Annotated in this window: 17 protein-coding genes; 14 read left to right on the top strand and 3 right to left on the bottom strand. The window is 40.8% G+C overall.

The annotated features are described in order from the left end of the window. Positions 1–276 precede the first annotated feature (276 nt). From leuS to lipA, 13 genes are all read left to right on the top strand, one after another. Positions 277–2,865 carry a leucine--tRNA ligase gene (gene leuS, locus MTP24_RS05165; RefSeq protein ID WP_243533082.1) on the top strand — a complete coding sequence of 863 codons (2,589 nt, stop codon included), beginning with the start codon at positions 277–279 and terminating at the stop codon, positions 2,863–2,865. A 1-nt stretch (position 2,866) separates the two neighbouring features. Continuing rightward, positions 2,867–3,358 (top strand): LPS assembly lipoprotein LptE, encoded by a 492-nt coding sequence (gene lptE, locus MTP24_RS05160; protein WP_243533080.1) that lies wholly within the window; start codon positions 2,867–2,869, stop codon positions 3,356–3,358. Next, on the top strand, positions 3,358–4,395 hold the full coding sequence (gene holA / locus MTP24_RS05155; protein WP_243533078.1) for a DNA polymerase III subunit delta: 1,038 nt from the start codon (positions 3,358–3,360) through the stop codon (positions 4,393–4,395). Before lptE ends, holA begins: the two co-directional genes overlap by 1 nt. Before the next feature lie 24 nt (positions 4,396–4,419). Further along, complete coding sequence (nadD, locus tag MTP24_RS05150) at positions 4,420–5,055, top strand: nicotinate-nucleotide adenylyltransferase (protein ID WP_243533076.1); 636 nt, start codon at positions 4,420–4,422, stop codon at positions 5,053–5,055. Positions 5,056–5,110: 55 nt separating this feature from the next. Next, complete coding sequence (rsfS, locus tag MTP24_RS05145) at positions 5,111–5,428, top strand: ribosome silencing factor (RefSeq protein WP_006793397.1); 318 nt, start codon at positions 5,111–5,113, stop codon at positions 5,426–5,428. A gap of 37 nt (positions 5,429–5,465) precedes the next feature. Further along, positions 5,466–5,936, top strand: coding sequence for a 23S rRNA (pseudouridine(1915)-N(3))-methyltransferase RlmH (rlmH, locus tag MTP24_RS05140; protein WP_002958522.1), 471 nt, complete (start codon positions 5,466–5,468; stop codon positions 5,934–5,936). A gap of 9 nt (positions 5,937–5,945) precedes the next feature. Beyond that, complete coding sequence (gene mrdA / locus MTP24_RS05135) at positions 5,946–7,826, top strand: penicillin-binding protein 2 (RefSeq protein WP_243533074.1); 1,881 nt, start codon at positions 5,946–5,948, stop codon at positions 7,824–7,826. After that, positions 7,823–8,929: a rod shape-determining protein RodA gene (gene rodA, locus MTP24_RS05130; protein WP_243533072.1), complete on the top strand. Its 1,107-nt coding sequence runs from the start codon at positions 7,823–7,825 to the stop codon at positions 8,927–8,929. Before mrdA ends, rodA begins: the two co-directional genes overlap by 4 nt. Continuing rightward, positions 8,929–9,693 (top strand): septal ring lytic transglycosylase RlpA family protein, encoded by a 765-nt coding sequence (locus tag MTP24_RS05125; RefSeq protein WP_243533070.1) that lies wholly within the window; start codon positions 8,929–8,931, stop codon positions 9,691–9,693. The genes rodA and MTP24_RS05125 overlap by 1 nt, the downstream gene beginning before the upstream one ends. 100 nt (positions 9,694–9,793) lie before the next feature. After that, on the top strand, positions 9,794–10,957 hold the full coding sequence (locus tag MTP24_RS05120) for a serine hydrolase (RefSeq protein ID WP_008128128.1): 1,164 nt from the start codon (positions 9,794–9,796) through the stop codon (positions 10,955–10,957). Between the two features lie 169 nt (positions 10,958–11,126). Continuing rightward, the gene (gene ybeD, locus MTP24_RS05115) at positions 11,127–11,405 is read left to right on the top strand and encodes a DUF493 family protein YbeD (RefSeq protein WP_006793392.1); all 279 of its coding nucleotides are present in this window, start codon (positions 11,127–11,129) and stop codon (positions 11,403–11,405) included. A 19-nt stretch (positions 11,406–11,424) separates the two neighbouring features. After that, positions 11,425–12,078, top strand: coding sequence for a lipoyl(octanoyl) transferase LipB (gene lipB, locus MTP24_RS05110; protein ID WP_006793391.1), 654 nt, complete (start codon positions 11,425–11,427; stop codon positions 12,076–12,078). After that, complete coding sequence (gene lipA, locus MTP24_RS05105) at positions 12,075–13,040, top strand: lipoyl synthase (protein WP_004585911.1); 966 nt, start codon at positions 12,075–12,077, stop codon at positions 13,038–13,040. Before lipB ends, lipA begins: the two co-directional genes overlap by 4 nt. An 85-nt stretch (positions 13,041–13,125) precedes the next feature. On the opposite strand, the gene MTP24_RS05100 is transcribed toward lipA, so the two are convergent. Then, positions 13,126–14,403, bottom strand: coding sequence for a VCBS domain-containing protein (locus MTP24_RS05100; protein WP_243533068.1), 1,278 nt, complete (start codon positions 14,401–14,403; stop codon positions 13,126–13,128). A gap of 220 nt (positions 14,404–14,623) precedes the next feature. Between MTP24_RS05100 and MTP24_RS05095 the strand changes: the two genes are divergently transcribed. Further along, positions 14,624–14,866: a hypothetical protein gene (locus MTP24_RS05095; protein ID WP_006793389.1), complete on the top strand. Its 243-nt coding sequence runs from the start codon at positions 14,624–14,626 to the stop codon at positions 14,864–14,866. A gap of 156 nt (positions 14,867–15,022) precedes the next feature. On the opposite strand, the gene MTP24_RS05090 is transcribed toward MTP24_RS05095, so the two are convergent. Next, on the bottom strand, positions 15,023–15,238 hold the full coding sequence (locus MTP24_RS05090; protein WP_243533066.1) for a TIGR02450 family Trp-rich protein: 216 nt from the start codon (positions 15,236–15,238) through the stop codon (positions 15,023–15,025). Positions 15,239–15,427: 189 nt separating this feature from the next. After that, positions 15,428–15,760, bottom strand: a complete 333-nt coding sequence (locus MTP24_RS05085) for a Na+/H+ antiporter subunit G (protein ID WP_006793387.1) — start codon at positions 15,758–15,760, stop codon at positions 15,428–15,430. Positions 15,761–15,762: the final 2 nt, after the last annotated feature.

Below are 15,762 nucleotides of genomic sequence, written 5' to 3'. Positions count from 1 at the left end.
AAATTGCTAATAAACGAGTTGGGTTGACGCAATATTTATGAATCTTTACTCAGGCCACTAAGTGACATTTTATACTGTGATTAGAAAACCCTAAACTGAGCAAATTTCAATCTACACAGGTCAACACGCCTGACGTTTAACATAGATAAGTATAGGTTAACCTGACATGAAGGTTACAATTTAGCAAAACGGTGTTTTTGACGCTGTGAATAGTGCTTTATTTGAGTTATCCTATCGGCAATTTTTTATTAGTTTGCAAGAAGTCTGGAATCGTAGATGCAAGAGCAATATAACCCGCAAGATATAGAGTCAAAAGTACAAAGCTACTGGGAAGAAAACCAAGTATTTAAAGTCACTGAAGATGAGAGCAAAGAAAAATATTACTGTCTTTCTATGTTCCCTTATCCGAGTGGTCGACTGCATATGGGTCATGTGCGTAACTACACCATTGGTGATGTTGTTTCTCGTTTCCAGCGCCTGCAAGGCAAAAACGTAATGCAGCCTATGGGTTGGGATGCGTTTGGTTTACCAGCAGAAAACGCCGCTATTAAAAATAAAACAGCGCCTGCAAAGTGGACTTACGAAAACATTGATTACATGCGTGACCAACTTAAGCAATTAGGTTTTGGTTACGATTGGGATCGCGAAATTGCTACCTGTCACCCAGAGTATTACAAATGGGAGCAGTGGTTTTTCACTAAGCTTTACGAAAAAGGCCTAGTGTATAAAAAAATGTCTACGGTTAACTGGGATCCGGTTGATCAAACTGTACTTGCTAACGAACAAGTTATTGACGGTCGCGGTTGGCGCTCTGGCGCTGTGGTTGAGCAAAAAGAAATTCCACAGTGGTTTATTAAGATTACCGACTACGCACAAGAGCTTTTAGACGATTTAGACAAATTAGAAGACTGGCCTGAGCAAGTTAAAACCATGCAGCGCAATTGGATTGGCCGCTCTGAAGGTTTAGACATTGAATTTACGCGTACCGATAACAACGAAAAGTTTAGCGTATACACCACTCGCCCAGATACTTTCATGGGTGTAACTTATCTCGCCGTTGCCGGTGGCCACCCTATTGCCCAAGAAGCCGCTAAAAACAGCGATGCGATTGCAATGTTTGTTGAAGAATGCAAAAACACCAAAGTAGCCGAAGCAGATATGGCAACAATGGAGAAAAAAGGCATTGCAACAGGCTTTTACGCAACTCACCCATTAACAGGCGAGCAAGTGCCTATTTGGGTGGCTAACTTTGTACTTATGCATTACGGCTCAGGCGCGGTAATGGCAGTACCTGCACACGACCAACGTGACTTTGAGTTTGCAAATGCATACGGCCTAGATATTAAACAAGTTATTGCGCCTGTTGAAGGCTCAGACTTTGAAGTAAACCTAGCGCAAGAAGCATTCACCGAAAAAGGTGTATTAGTAAACTCTGGCGAATTTGACGGATTAGACTTTTCAGCAGCGTTTAATGCGATTGCCGACAAACTAGAAGCACTAGGCGTGGGTGAGCGTAAAGTAAACTTCCGTTTACGTGACTGGGGTGTTAGCCGCCAACGTTATTGGGGCTCTCCAATTCCAATGCTGAGCGACGAAAACGGCAACGAGCTTGCTGCAACAGAAGATATGTTACCCGTTCGCTTACCAGAAGACGTGGTAATGAATGGTGTAACATCACCAATAAAAGCAGACCCTAATTGGGCTAAAACCACAGTTAACGGCGTACCTGCTACGCACGAAACTGACACCTTCGATACTTTTATGGAATCGTCTTGGTATTACGCACGTTACTGCAGCCCACGTTACGACGAAGGCATGTTAGACCCAGCAGCCGCTAACTATTGGTTACCTGTAAACCAATACATAGGTGGTATTGAACACGCAATTTTACACTTATTGTACTCACGTTTTTTCCATAAACTATTGCGTGACTTTGGTTTAGTAAATTCAGACGAGCCATTTGACCGCTTACTATGTCAAGGCATGGTATTGGCTGAAACGTTCTATCGTAAAGATGAGAAAGGTGGTGATATTTGGATTTCACCAAGCGATGTAGAAACAGAAACTGACGAAAAAGGTCGAGTTACTAAAGCATGGCACAAGGAAGATGGCGAACCAGTATTTTCTTCAGGCATGAGCAAAATGTCTAAGTCTAAAAATAATGGTATAGACCCACAACAAGTAATTGCACAATACGGTGCTGATACAGTGCGTTTATTCATGATGTTTACTGCACCACCAGAACAAACACTTGAATGGTCAGATTCTGGCGTTGAAGGCGCACACCGATTCTTAAAACGTATATGGAAATACGCAGTAGACGTGAAAGCGGCAGGTTACCAAGCACTTGAAAAGTCTGCGCTTACTAACCCACAAAAAGTACTTCGTCGCGAATTACACAAAGCCATTGCAAAGGTAAGTGATGATGTTGAACGTCGTCAAACGTTTAACACGGCGATTGCTGCCATCATGGAGCTGTCTAATAAGTTAATTAAAGCGCCACTTAACGATGCACAAGACATTGCCATTGCAAATGAGGCACTTGAAGCGTTAATTATTATGCTTGCCCCTATTACGCCGCATTTATCTCATGAGTTGTGGGAAGAACTAGGTAAAGACGGTGATATTTTAGATGCAGCATGGCCAATAGTTGACGAATCAGCCTTGGTTGAAGATGAAAAGCTCATCATCGTTCAAGTAAACGGTAAACTTCGCGCTAAACTAACTGTGGCAGCAGATGCAACACAAGAACAAGTAGAAACACTTGCCTTTGCAGAAGCAAACGTAACTAAATTTACTGATGGTAAGACCATTCGTAAAATAATTTACGTGCCAGGTAAACTACTTAACGTGGTTGCTAACTAATATGGCTGTATTTAAGGCCATTAAAAACGGACTAGCCTTAGCGCTAGTCTGTTTTTTGTTATCTAGTTGTGGGTTTCACTTAAAGCAAGCGTCAAGCCTGCCTGATAATCTAAAACTCATTACGCTTATTGGTGATGACGAAAAATCAGCTTTATTTGAACAGCTACAAAAAGAGCTGTTAGCAAGTGAAGTTAAACTTACCTCTTCATCTAAAAACGTAGCGCAGCTGTATTTACGTAAAGAAACCATAGAACGCCAAACGTTGTTGTTATTTAAAAATGGCCAGGTTGCTGAATACGAACTTGCCTATGGCGTTTCATATGTTCTAAAACACCCCAATAAAGATGCTATAGAAAAACGCTTTGAGCTTTATAGAAATTATCAAGACGACCCCGATAACGCACTTGCCAAAGCCAAAGAGCTAGAGCTGCTAATTAACGAAATTCGTAAGCAAGCAAGTCGCCGTATTGTTAGAGAGCTGTCGCAACTGTAATGCGCTGTTACGCTAATCAATTACCTAACGAGTTAAACAAAGGCTTAAAACCTTTTTACCTAGTTTTTGGTGAAGAGCCTTTTCAAGAAGCACAGTGTGTTCAGCTGATACGCGATACCGCCAAATCACAAGGCTTTGATGAAGTCATTAAATTTACTTTAATGCAAGGATTTGATTGGCAAGAAATAATAGCGCAATATCAAAGTATGTCATTATTTAGTGCACGCACTATTATTGAGTTTGATCTAAACCAGCAAAAGCCCGGTGTAATTGGTAGTAATACCTTTAAGCGTGTCGTTGAGCTTGTTAACCCCGACACGATACTAATTATTAAAGGTGCAAAAGCGAGCCAAGAAGTACAACGCGGTGCCTGGTTTAAAGCGCTCGACAAACAAGGTGTATTTGTACCTTGTTACCCACTGACTGGCTCGCACGTCAAACGATGGCTTGATGAGCAATGTCAACGCTTGGCTCTTAACATGCAAAATGATGCCAAATTAAGCCTTATCAATGCTACAGAAGGTAACCTTCTAGCGTGTTATCAGGAACTTGAAAAGCTCTCCTTACTGCATGGCAACGCACTTATTACCCAGCAATTGGTTATGCAAGGGCTATTAAATCAAGCCAAATTTGATATTTTTGATTTAAGCGATGCCTTATTAAATGGTCATGCCAAGCAAGCCATTAAAGTTTTGAACAAACTAGCCAGTGACAACACTGAAGTTGTGAGTATATTATGGGCGATTACAAAAGAGCTCAACACCTTGATGAATGTGCAATTGGGATTGTTAAATGGTGAGCCAATCGCCAGCTTATTTAAACAAAATGCCATTTGGAAAAATCAGCAAGGGCCGGTGCAAAATGCCGTTAATCGCCTAAATATTACTGTACTTGAGCAAATTAATAGTGACATTGCTTTATTTGATGCAAGCTATAAACAAGGCAACTTAATTGCTCCTTATCAGGCACTTGCACATATTTGTATTAAGTTTTGTCAACCGCTCGATATTCCTATGCCGTGTCACAGCCTTAATTAGTTGCTTAACCTGTTGGACAAAAAAATGATTGCTATTTTTGGTGGCACCTTCGACCCCGTTCATTTAGGCCATATTAATATGGCTCAGCAATGTGTAAGCGCATTTAATTTAAGCACATTGTATTTTATGCCCTGCGCACTACCTGCCCACAAAGCGGCACCAGGTATAAGCACAGAACATCGTGTTAACATGCTCAATGCGGCTATTAAACCGTACCCTCATTTTGCACTCGATTTAAGAGAGCTAGCTCGTTCAGGCCCATCATACTCATTACTTAGCCTGCAAGAACTGCGTAAAGAGTACCCAAGTACACCTATATTATTTTTGATTGGAATGGATTCATTTAATTCACTAAATAAGTGGTTTGAATGGCAAACAATTACTGAGCTTTGCCATATTGTGGTATATCAACGACCAGCGCAGAGTTGTCAGGTAACAGGTGAGCTTAAACACTACATGCAGCATGCCCTCGTGGATGACCCCGCTCTTATTACAGAGCATTTAGGTGGTAAACTTTACTTTTTACCGGGTAAAATGCTTGATGCAGCTTCTAGTTCTATTCGTGATGATCTTAAAAAAAGTAACAAAAAGAATGAACTATTACCCGATGCCGTGAGTCATTACATACAAATGCATCAGCTATATCAAATTGATGCTTAAAAATGCCTAGCGTGTTAAAATACGCGCCATTAAATTTTTAAATTGAGACAAAACCTTGGATTCAAAACAACTACTCGCCTTTGCAATGGATAAAATTGACGATATGAAAGCGCGTGACATCGTTGACATAGACGTAACTGATAAATCAGACATTACCGATTACATGGTAATTTGTACTGGCACGTCTAAACGCCACGTTCAATCAATCGCCGACCACTTAGCAAAAGAAGCACGTCATGCAGATTCAGAGCCATTAGGCTATGAAGGCGAAAATGACGGCGAATGGGCACTGGTTGATTTAGGCGATGTGGTTGTACACGTGATGCAAACTGAAGCACGTAGCTATTACGATCTAGAAAAACTGTGGGGCTAACCACCCACTTGTTAAAAGCAACGCTTGGAAGTTATTCGTGAAAATACAAATGATTGCTGTTGGTACAAAAATGCCAGCGTGGGTAGAAACGGGATTTGCTGAATACCAGCGCCGTTTCCCCAAGGATATGGCTTTAGAGCTAATTGAAATACCCGCCGGTAAACGTGGCAAAAATGCCGATATAAAGCGTATTTTACATATTGAAGGCGAAAAAACATTAGCCGCTATTCCTAAAGGCAATCGTATTGTTACGCTAGAGGTCACTGGCAAAGCGCTAGATACTCACCAACTTGCTAAAAACATGGAAAAATGGCAACTCGATGGCCGCGATGTAAGTTTACTTATTGGCGGCCCTGAAGGACTTGCTCCAGAATGCATTGCTGCATCGGAGCAAAAGTGGTCGTTATCGAACCTAACATTACCACACCCTTTGGTGCGAATTATTGTTGCAGAAAGCCTATATAGAGGCTGGAGCTTAAATAACAATCATCCCTATCATCGCGAGTAACGCCTTGCTATGCTAAAACAAAGACCCACTATTCGCGATCACTCCGCAGAAGCAAATTTGTTTGCACGGCGTGCATTTGTGGGTTTTGTTTTTGTATTAGGGTTAGTAGCTGTTTTAATTACTAATCTTTACAACATTCAGGTAAAAGACCACCAAGATTATCAAACCCGCTCCAACGACAACCGTATTAAAGTTATTCCTATTGCACCTAATCGCGGTTTAATTTACGACCGAAACGGTGTACTGCTTGCTGAGAACAAACCCGTTTATAATCTCGAGGTGATCCCCGAGGACGTTGATAACCTTGAAAAATCACTTGAACAAGTAAGCCAACTAATCACGATTACAGAACAAGAAAAACAAGATTTTTTAAAAGATATAAAAAACACGCGCCGTTTTAAATCACAAGTACTTAAAGCGCGCCTTGATGAAGCCGATGTTGCTACATTTTCGGTTAACCAGCATAAATTTCCCGGGTTTAGTATCGAAGCTCGTTTAGCACGTTATTACCCATTCGGCGACACGCTTACTCATGCCCTAGGTTATGTTGCAAAGCTAAACCGAAAAGAGCTGAACAAGCTCGAACAAGAAGGCCAAGCCACAAACTATCGTGCAACCCACGATATTGGCAAACTCGGTATTGAAAAATACTACGAGCAACTTTTACATGGTCAAGTCGGTTCGCAACGTGTAGAAGTTAATAACCGTGGTCGTGTTATCCGCACCCTGAGTATGCTTCCCCCGCAGCCAGGTAGTGATTTAGTGTTAACGCTCGATATCGGCCTGCAACAAATAGCCCAACATGCACTCAAAGACATGCGCGGTGCGGTTGTCGTAATGGATGCAAAAGATGGCGGAATACTTGCGCTATATTCGAACCCAAGCTACGACCCCAATTTATTTGTACACGGTATTAGCAGTAAAAATTATAAGGCACTTCTTAACCCAGATCGCCCACTCATTAATAGGGCTACACAAGGCCGATACGCACCAGCATCCACCATTAAACCGCATATGGCTATTTTAGCACTTGAAGAAAACATGGTGACGGAAGGGACAACCATGTGGGATCCGGGCTTTTTTGAAATACGAAACGTAGAGCACAAATGGCGTGACTGGAAACGTTGGGGGCATGGCCATGTGGATGTATACAAAGCCATTGAAGAGTCGTGCGATACGTACTTTTACGATACCGCGTACCGATTAGGCATTACAAAAATTAGTAATTTTATGGCGCATTTTGGTTTTGGCGACCTATCGGGTATAGATATACACGAAGAAACTACCGCGATATTGCCTTCAAAAGAATGGAAAGAAAACAGATTTAAAGAGTCTTGGTGGCCTGGCGATACAATTTCTGTAGGCATTGGCCAAGGGTATTGGACCGCAACACCGATTCAAATTGCTAATGCAACTAACATACTTGTTAACAAAGGGGTTAACCACCCTCCTCACTTAGCGCAAGTGGCTAAAAAAGAGGACGATGTGACGCAAATAAATAATGAAGAAAAGCCACCTGTAGTACTGAACAATCCTGACAATTGGCGTATAGCCATAGATGCTATGCATAATACCGTAACTAAAGTCACAGGCACCGCCCACAAAGCGTTTAAGGGCGTAAACTACGACCCTGCAGGTAAAACGGGCACGGCACAAGTTGTGAGCATTGCACAAGGTGAAAAATACGATGCAGAATCACTTAAAGAGCGACAACGCGATAATGCCATTTATGTGGGGTTTGCCCCTTACAATAATCCTCAAATAGTTGTGTCTATTGTTGTTGAAAATAATGGTGGTGGCAGCACGGTTGGCGCACCTATTGCCAGGCAGTTAATGGATTATTACTTTGCAGCTAACCCTGTTGAACTGGCAAGGAATAACACCCTATGACCGCCCTGCATGACAAGCGCTCTATTTGGATGCGCATGCATTTAGACTTGCCTTTACTTATTGCCATTTTACTTATGATGGCTGGAAGCATCACGGTTGTGTACAGCGCAAGTGGCCAAGAGTCAGCGATGATGATAAGACACATGACGCGGATGGGTGTGGCCATCATTGCCATGGTAGTACTTGCACAAATTCCTCCCGCGACACTGAAAAGACTCACTATACCGATGTACTGCGTTGGGTTATTAATGCTGGTTGGTGTGTTGTTATTTGGTGTGAGCTCTAAAGGCGCGCAACGTTGGCTTGATTTAGGGTTAACTCGCTTTCAACCCTCAGAATTAATGAAGCTTGCAGTACCTATGATGGTGGCTTGGTATATTGGCCGTAAACATTTACCACCACGACCACTACACTTAATTTTCGGCTTTGCGATTGTAATGATGCCTACATTATTAATTAAAGAGCAACCAGACTTAGGAACATCAATACTGATTGCAAGCTCTGGCATATTTGTACTTTTTTTATCAGGGTTGAGCTGGCGATTAATTAGCTTTTTAAGTGCAGCAGTTGCATTAGCTGCATGGCCATTTTGGCAGTACGGCATGCATGCTTATCAACGACAACGCGTACTGACATTTTTAGATCCGGAGAGCGACCCTCTTGGCTCGGGTTATCATATTATTCAATCTAAAATAGCCATTGGTTCTGGCGGTGTCGAAGGTAAAGGCTGGTTGCAAGGTACACAGTCACAACTTGAGTTTTTACCTGAACGGCATACCGATTTTATTTTTTCGGTATTAAGTGAGGAGTTTGGCTTATTTGGTGTCTGCGTTTTACTTAGCTTGTATTTGTTTATAATTGGCCGCAGCTTATATATTGCAGTAAATGCACAAGACGCATTTGGAAAGCTGTTAGCTGGCGCACTGACTTTAACTTTTTTTGTTTATATATTTGTAAATATTGGCATGGTATCGGGACTACTACCTGTTGTTGGTGTGCCCTTACCCCTGATAAGTTATGGTGGCACATCGATGATTACGCTAATGGCCGGCTTTGGTATTATTATGTCGATTGCGACAGACAAAAGGATGCTTTTAAAATAATGCAACGTTACGCTCAGACTCTAATAATCATCTTAATCGCTATCACTGTCAGTGCCTGTAGTAGTGGTTCGAGTGGGCGTTACCATATGCGCCATGATTCAGCCCCTCTTAGAGCACCCACAGCGCTTGAAATGCAGGATGCTATTGTTACTGAGGTGCAAAAAAGTGCTAGTGCTTCTCGCCCCTACGAGGTGCTAGGTAAACGGTATACCCCAATGCTTGACGAAACGGGTTACAAAGAAGAAGGCATTGCATCGTGGTACGGCAGAAAGTTTCACGGATACCACACTTCAAATGGTGAAATATACGATATGTTTGCCATGACCGCGGCGCATAAAACATTACCTTTACCTAGTTTTGTTCGCATTACAAACACGCAAAATGGCAAGTCAGTAATTGTACGCGTAAACGACCGTGGGCCTTTTCATGATGACAGAATTATTGACCTGTCATATGCGGCTGCATACAAGCTAGGCTACTATACACACGGTACAGCAAAGGTTAAGCTTGAAGCGGTTACGCTTTCGAATTCTGCTGCTAATAAAACGTATATTCAAGTAGCTGCAGGCAGTACATTGGCAAATATTGAAGCCCTTGCACAACGCTTACGCCAACAATATAAATTACCAACAAACATTGTAAAAAAAGACACTATTTACAGATTGCATTTGGGGCCAATACAAAACGCCCAACATGCAGAAAAAGTATTAAAAAAATTAAAAAAAAATCAATTTCAAAACGCGTTCTTGCTTTACACTCAGTAAGACAAATACCCAAACCAGCCTAACCACACTCGCATCTCGGGGGTGTTTGGGTATAGAATGGCGTAACGCGAATTTTTAACTTTAACCATTAATGAGTATGATGAAATCAATTAAACATAAAATCCTCAAAGGTGTATGTGGCTTAGTTTGTTCAGCCGCCGTATTTTCAGCCAGCGCCCAAATTATTCCGGCACCACCTCAAGTTAATGCAAAGGGTTATTTTTTAGTAGACTTTACAACAGGTAAGGTTATTGCTGAAGGCGAAGCCGATACTAAACTTGCGCCAGCAAGCTTAACTAAAATGATGACCAGTTATGTAATTGGTACAGAAATTAAAGTTGGTAACATAGCCCCTACCGACATGGTTACAATTAGCGAAAAAGCATGGGCAAAAAACTTCCCAGAGTCTTCAAAAATGTTTATCGAAGTGGGTAAGCAAATTAGTGTTGATGAGCTCAATCATGGCATTATTATTCAATCAGGGAATGACGCCTGCGTTGCTATGTCTGAGCACATAGCAGGCAGTGAAAGTGCTTTTGCCGACTTAATGAATGCTCACGCTGCTAAATTAGGTATGACTAACAGCCACTTTATTAATAGCCATGGCCTTGATACTGATGAGCACTATACTACACCACGTGATATGGCCACGCTAAGCGCCGCACTTATCAGAGATGTACCTGAAGAGTATGCTATTTATAAAGAAAAATCATACACCTACAATGGTATTAAGCAATACAACCGTAACTCACTATTATGGGATGAAAGCTTAGACGTAGATGGTATAAAAACAGGCCACACATCTGAAGCTGGCTACAGCTTAGTTACATCAGCCACTAAAAATGGTATGCGTTTAATTGCTGTTGTTATGGGCACCTCAAGCGAGCGTGCACGTAAAGTAGAAAGCAAAAAACTACTTAACTACGGCTTTCGCTTTTTTGAAACAATTACACCTTACAAAGCGGGCGACAGCTTTGCAGAGCAGCGCATTTGGATGGGTAACAAAGAAAATGTATCGTTAGGTATTTTAGAAGACACACCTATCACTATTCCACGTGGTCAGCATAAAAACCTAAAAGCTAACTTTGAGCTAGACAACACCCTTGAAGCACCATTAGCTAAAGGCACTAAAGTAGGCACTTTATTCTTGCAACTAGAAGGGGAAGACATTGCGCAATACCCACTAGTGACACTTGAAGAAGTGGAAGAAGGCAGCTTCTTTAGTAAAATTTATGACTACTTACGTTTACAGATCATGCAATAAATTGTAAATGACTAAGTATATATAATTTAAGCGCCTCCATTGTGGGGCGTTTTTTTTTGCTTGAAAAATGCTAGAATGCGCCCCATATATGCATCACTGCTAAACGCCTATCTGTATTAAGCTTCGTGCTTTACATAGAGTTCACACTTTTGTATGAGGAGTCACTAACGTGGTTCAACCAGTTAAAAATACTAAATTTGATGAGTACTTAGAGTACCCTTGCCCATTTACATTTAAAATTATGGGTTTAGCCAACGTTAATTTAACAGATCAAATATTAGCAAAATTACAACCTATTGCTCCGGGCGACTACGCACCAAAAGTAAAACCAAGCAGTAAAGGTAATTATGAGTCTGTTACGCTAGTAGCTACGGTTACAAGTGGTAAACACATTGAAGAAATTTACAACGTGATCAGTAATATCGATGACGTACGCCATATGCTTTAAGCCATAGTTGAGATTTGATGTGAGCGAAAACACTTTAATCGTACGCCAATTAGGTCGCCAGCGTTACATGCCTATTTGGCAAAAAATGCAAGACTTTACCGATACACGTGATGAAAACACCCCTGATGAAATTTGGCTTGTAGAGCACGAAAGTGTATTTACTCAAGGCCAAGCAGGAAAAGACGAGCATTTACTTGCCCCTGGCGACATTGAAGTAATTAAAGTTGATCGCGGTGGCCAAGTTACCTACCACGGCCCTGGCCAACAAATGATGTACGTATTATTTAACCTACGTCGTTTAAAGATAGGTGTGCGTGAACTTGTTACTTGGCTCGAAGAGTGCATTATAGAGTCGCTTGCTGAATACAATATTGAAGCATACGCTAAAGCCGACGCCCCTGGTGTTTACGTTAACGACAGCAAAATTGCATCATTAGGTTTAAGAGTTCGCCGCGGCTGCTCATTTCATGGCTTAGCATTAAATGTTAACATGGACCTAAGTCCATTTTTACGCATCAACCCGTGTGGTTATGCCGGTATGAATATGGTGCAAACAAAAGAATTAGAGGGTCCTCAAAACCTACAAAGCGCAGGTGAAGGACTCGTAAAACACATGATTAAAAAGCTTAATGCAGCACAGGTTAAGCATACTGAAGGGTTTGAAAACGAATGAATAAACCAGTCAAAATGGAACCAGGTGTAAAACTACGCGACGCAGAAAAAATGGCGTTGATCCCCGTTAAAGTTTTACCAACAGAAAAAACTGAAATGTTGCGTAAGCCAGAGTGGCTTAAAATTCGCTTACCAAAGTCAACAGAGCGTATTGACGGTATTAAACAAGCCATGCGTAAGCACGGCTTACACTCAGTATGTGAAGAGGCATCGTGCCCAAACCTATCAGAGTGCTTTAACCACGGTACAGCAACCTTTATGATTTTAGGTGCTATTTGTACGCGTCGTTGCCCATTTTGTGATGTTGCTCATGGTCGCCCATTAAAACCTGATGCAGCAGAGCCTGAAAAGCTTGCACTAACAATTAAAGACATGAAGCTTAGCTACGTTGTAATTACTTCGGTTGACCGTGATGATCTTCGTGATGGCGGCGCACAGCACTTTGCCGATTGTATCCGTGAAATTCGTAAGCACAACCCAACCATTACCATCGAAATTTTAGTACCCGATTTCCGTGGCCGTATGGACCGTGCTCTTGAAATTTTAATTGAGACACCGCCTGATGTGTTTAACCACAACCTAGAAACAGCACCGCGTTTGTACAAGCTTGCGCGCCCAGGTGCCGATTACAAATGGTCGTTAGAATTACTTCGTCGCTTTAAAGAAGCACACCCAGAAGTAAAAACTAAATCTGGCTTAATGGTTGGTCTGGGTGAAGAGATTAGCGAAATAGAAGAAGTACTTCGTGATCTACGTGCTCATAACGTTGACATGCTAACCGTTGGGCAATATTTACAACCTTCTAAGCATCACTTGCCAGTTAAACGTTACGTGCCGCCTGCAGAGTTTGACGCGTTGAAAGAGTACGCTGATGAAATTGGCTTTACACATGCAGCCTCTGGCCCATTCGTTCGTTCAAGCTACCACGCTGACCAACAAGCTGCCGGTAAAGAAGTAAAATAGTTACTTTTTAAAACGCATTAAAACAGCCCTTAGCAATTAAATTGCTAAGGGCTGTTTTGTGGATTTTATATTTGTATTATGTCGATTACTTTATTAAAGAACCTTTCTTAATCACAAAATCAGCAAATCGTACCTGCTCTTCTTCAGCGCGAAGGCTATCGGTCTCTACTATTGAGCGGTAAATTCCCCATTTAGGGCGTGCAAAGTCATCATCGCTAACGCCTCGCCACATATCTATGTTTTGCTCGTTTATATTCAATAGTTCTTCATTGTCGCTTAAGCGGGTAAGGGTCATCTCAAATTGCCCCTCCTCGCTAAATGTGGCTTGAACAAAAACCTGTATCCACTCATCGGTTATAAGTGACCAATCTGTTTCTAAAAGGTTTTTATCAAGCCCTGTACTGTTACCGTTTTCATCAAAACCTGCGCTATACCTTACTTGTAACTGGTTCCCTGTACTGTTTTTTTGAGCACCAGAGAGCGTAATGATAGGTTGATCGTCGTTGCCATTGGTATTGTCGTTGGTATCGTTACGGGCTTTTATTTGAAAAAAGTGACTGAATTTACTCGTTAACTCAAGCTCACTACTTACTCTAAACTTCCAGTTGTATTGTACGGTTTCATTTTCAAAAGCAAGCGTTGCCGGGGGTGATTTATCATAGGACTTAATTTCGTTACGCTGACGATCACTCGGGCCTTTGTCTTTATCTTGGTCTTCATCGCGATGAGCTAAAAATACAAAGTGATTACCTACAATAGCGTCTGTATCTTCCACTATATGTATAACACCTTCATGATTACCGCTATACATATCAGGCGATTCAATTGAGCCTTCACTAAATACACTTTCTATCAAGGTATAAGCGCTGATCCCTAAATTAACGCCATCAGCATTTAGGGTTGTTTTATCGCTTACTACAAAATTATCTGGCTGTACTACGCCAACAACAGTAATGCTTATTGTCGCTTTAGTGCCATCCGCAGAGCTAATTACTATTTCATCAAGTAATGTGTCACCTATATCTAAAGCGGTCACGTTTGTGTTAGCGAGGTCCAAGGTGTAAGACCAACTACCATTGCTTGAAAGATTAAATATACCATAACGTGTTTGACTGCTCGTCTGAGCAATAAACACCGCCTCACCAGCTTGCTCATCTGTTATAGAAAGCTCACCCACAACTGCACTTTGACGATTGTTTTCTATATTTGCTGATATTTCACCACTGATAATTGCGGCAGATTGTACCGACAGCTCAGAGCTGACCGACTCATTTTTCGAACTTGAACTCCCACAGCCCAATAATGAAAAACTTAAAAAGCACACAGTATAGATATTTAATACACTCAAACGAAATATCGACATAACAAACCAGCCCAACACGTTAATGGTAAGTAAACTTTTAAAAATACAACTTACCAATTATTGATTTTAATAACTAGTTATTTATTACCAATAACTCATTATTCGCTTTAAGGGCTAGTTAAGTGTTTTAAACTAATAGAAGTAACGATGCTAAAAATATAATTAGGTTAAAACCAAGTTACTTGAGATAATCTACCCGATACCATTATTTAGGTTAAATATGAAATTATTAGTTCGTAACTTATCTCGCACTACATCAGAGCAAGATCTTCGTACACTGTTTTCAGCGCACGGCAAAGTGACTACCTGTAACTTAGTACTCGATAAAGAAACTGGCCAATCTAAAGGATTTGCCTTTGTAGAAATGCCAAACGATATTGAAAGCAAAAGCGCTATTAAAGCACTTAATCAATTAACCGTTGATAAAAGTAAGATTCGCGTAAAATACGCAGATGAAAAATAGCTGTTAGCTAAACACTTTTGTAAACCAGCTAAATGCTGGTTTTTTATTGTTGGTATTACTTTTTATCAATCTCATCTTCCCTAAAATTGATGGTTTTAAACTACTTTAACTATACATTTAAAGTTCAATCCATTGATTTATATAAATTTATTAAAATTATTTCCAGCCTTGACGCCATTTTTCTGTGTTTTTGAGATCGCGCCAACTAATGGGGTATTGGTTTTTAGAAAACACAGACTCAGTAATACACGCTATCACGTTAGCTTCTTCATCGTACTCTACCTCCACAATTACAAAGTGCTTTTCTTTATTGATAGCGGGCGTTGCAGTCCATTTACTATTGAGTAATTTTTTTGGGTTTATGTTATTCATAAAATTTAAAGTTTCTTGTCAATTTGTAAGGCTTAATACGTGCAATTATGTTCTCAAGCTCAATTAATCACTCTTAAATAAAAGCGTTAACGACTTCTTTAATAACAAAAAACCGAATAAATTTCTTTATTCGGTTTAAGAACGCTCATTGGTATTACACTACCCAGATAGTGTAATAATTAATAAAGCTTAATCATCTTCAATGTTGTCTAGGCCTTTGGTTCCCTCTTTTGGCTTAAGTTTGTGATGAATAGCCGACTTAATTAACATATAGCCACTTATTGGGGCGGTAATTAATAGAAATATAGTGATCAATATTTCCTTAACACTTAAACCCGTTTCAGAGTTTGCAAAAAATACCATGGCGGCAATTAATATACTTGCCATACCTAAAGTGGTGGCCTTTGTTGGGCCATGTAAACGCATAAAAAAATCGGGCAGTTTTAATAAGCCTAACGAGCCAATTAAAATAAACGTGCCGCCAAATAACAATAAAATTGATACAACCCACTCGCTAATCATCT

It is taken from the genome of Pseudoalteromonas sp. APM04, from assembly GCF_022809815.1.
Lineage (GTDB): Bacteria > Pseudomonadota > Gammaproteobacteria > Enterobacterales > Alteromonadaceae > Pseudoalteromonas > Pseudoalteromonas marina.
Note: the sequence above shows the minus strand (reverse complement) of the source record. Positions and strands in the feature narration are given on the sequence as shown.

Coding starts and splice junctions, on each gene's coding strand:
- MTP24_RS05085 (WP_006793387.1), bottom strand. CDS start 15,760: ATGATTAGCGAGTGGGTTGTATCAATTTTATTGTTATTTGGCGGCACG.
- lptE (WP_243533080.1), top strand. CDS start 2,867: ATGGCTGTATTTAAGGCCATTAAAAACGGACTAGCCTTAGCGCTAGTC.
- lipA (WP_004585911.1), top strand. CDS start 12,075: ATGAATAAACCAGTCAAAATGGAACCAGGTGTAAAACTACGCGACGCA.
- MTP24_RS05125 (WP_243533070.1), top strand. CDS start 8,929: ATGCAACGTTACGCTCAGACTCTAATAATCATCTTAATCGCTATCACT.
- rodA (WP_243533072.1), top strand. CDS start 7,823: ATGACCGCCCTGCATGACAAGCGCTCTATTTGGATGCGCATGCATTTA.
- MTP24_RS05120 (WP_008128128.1), top strand. CDS start 9,794: ATGAAATCAATTAAACATAAAATCCTCAAAGGTGTATGTGGCTTAGTT.
- leuS (WP_243533082.1), top strand. CDS start 277: ATGCAAGAGCAATATAACCCGCAAGATATAGAGTCAAAAGTACAAAGC.
- MTP24_RS05100 (WP_243533068.1), bottom strand. CDS start 14,403: ATGTCGATATTTCGTTTGAGTGTATTAAATATCTATACTGTGTGCTTT.
- mrdA (WP_243533074.1), top strand. CDS start 5,946: ATGCTAAAACAAAGACCCACTATTCGCGATCACTCCGCAGAAGCAAAT.
- MTP24_RS05090 (WP_243533066.1), bottom strand. CDS start 15,238: ATGAATAACATAAACCCAAAAAAATTACTCAATAGTAAATGGACTGCA.
- nadD (WP_243533076.1), top strand. CDS start 4,420: ATGATTGCTATTTTTGGTGGCACCTTCGACCCCGTTCATTTAGGCCAT.
- MTP24_RS05095 (WP_006793389.1), top strand. CDS start 14,624: ATGAAATTATTAGTTCGTAACTTATCTCGCACTACATCAGAGCAAGAT.
- holA (WP_243533078.1), top strand. CDS start 3,358: ATGCGCTGTTACGCTAATCAATTACCTAACGAGTTAAACAAAGGCTTA.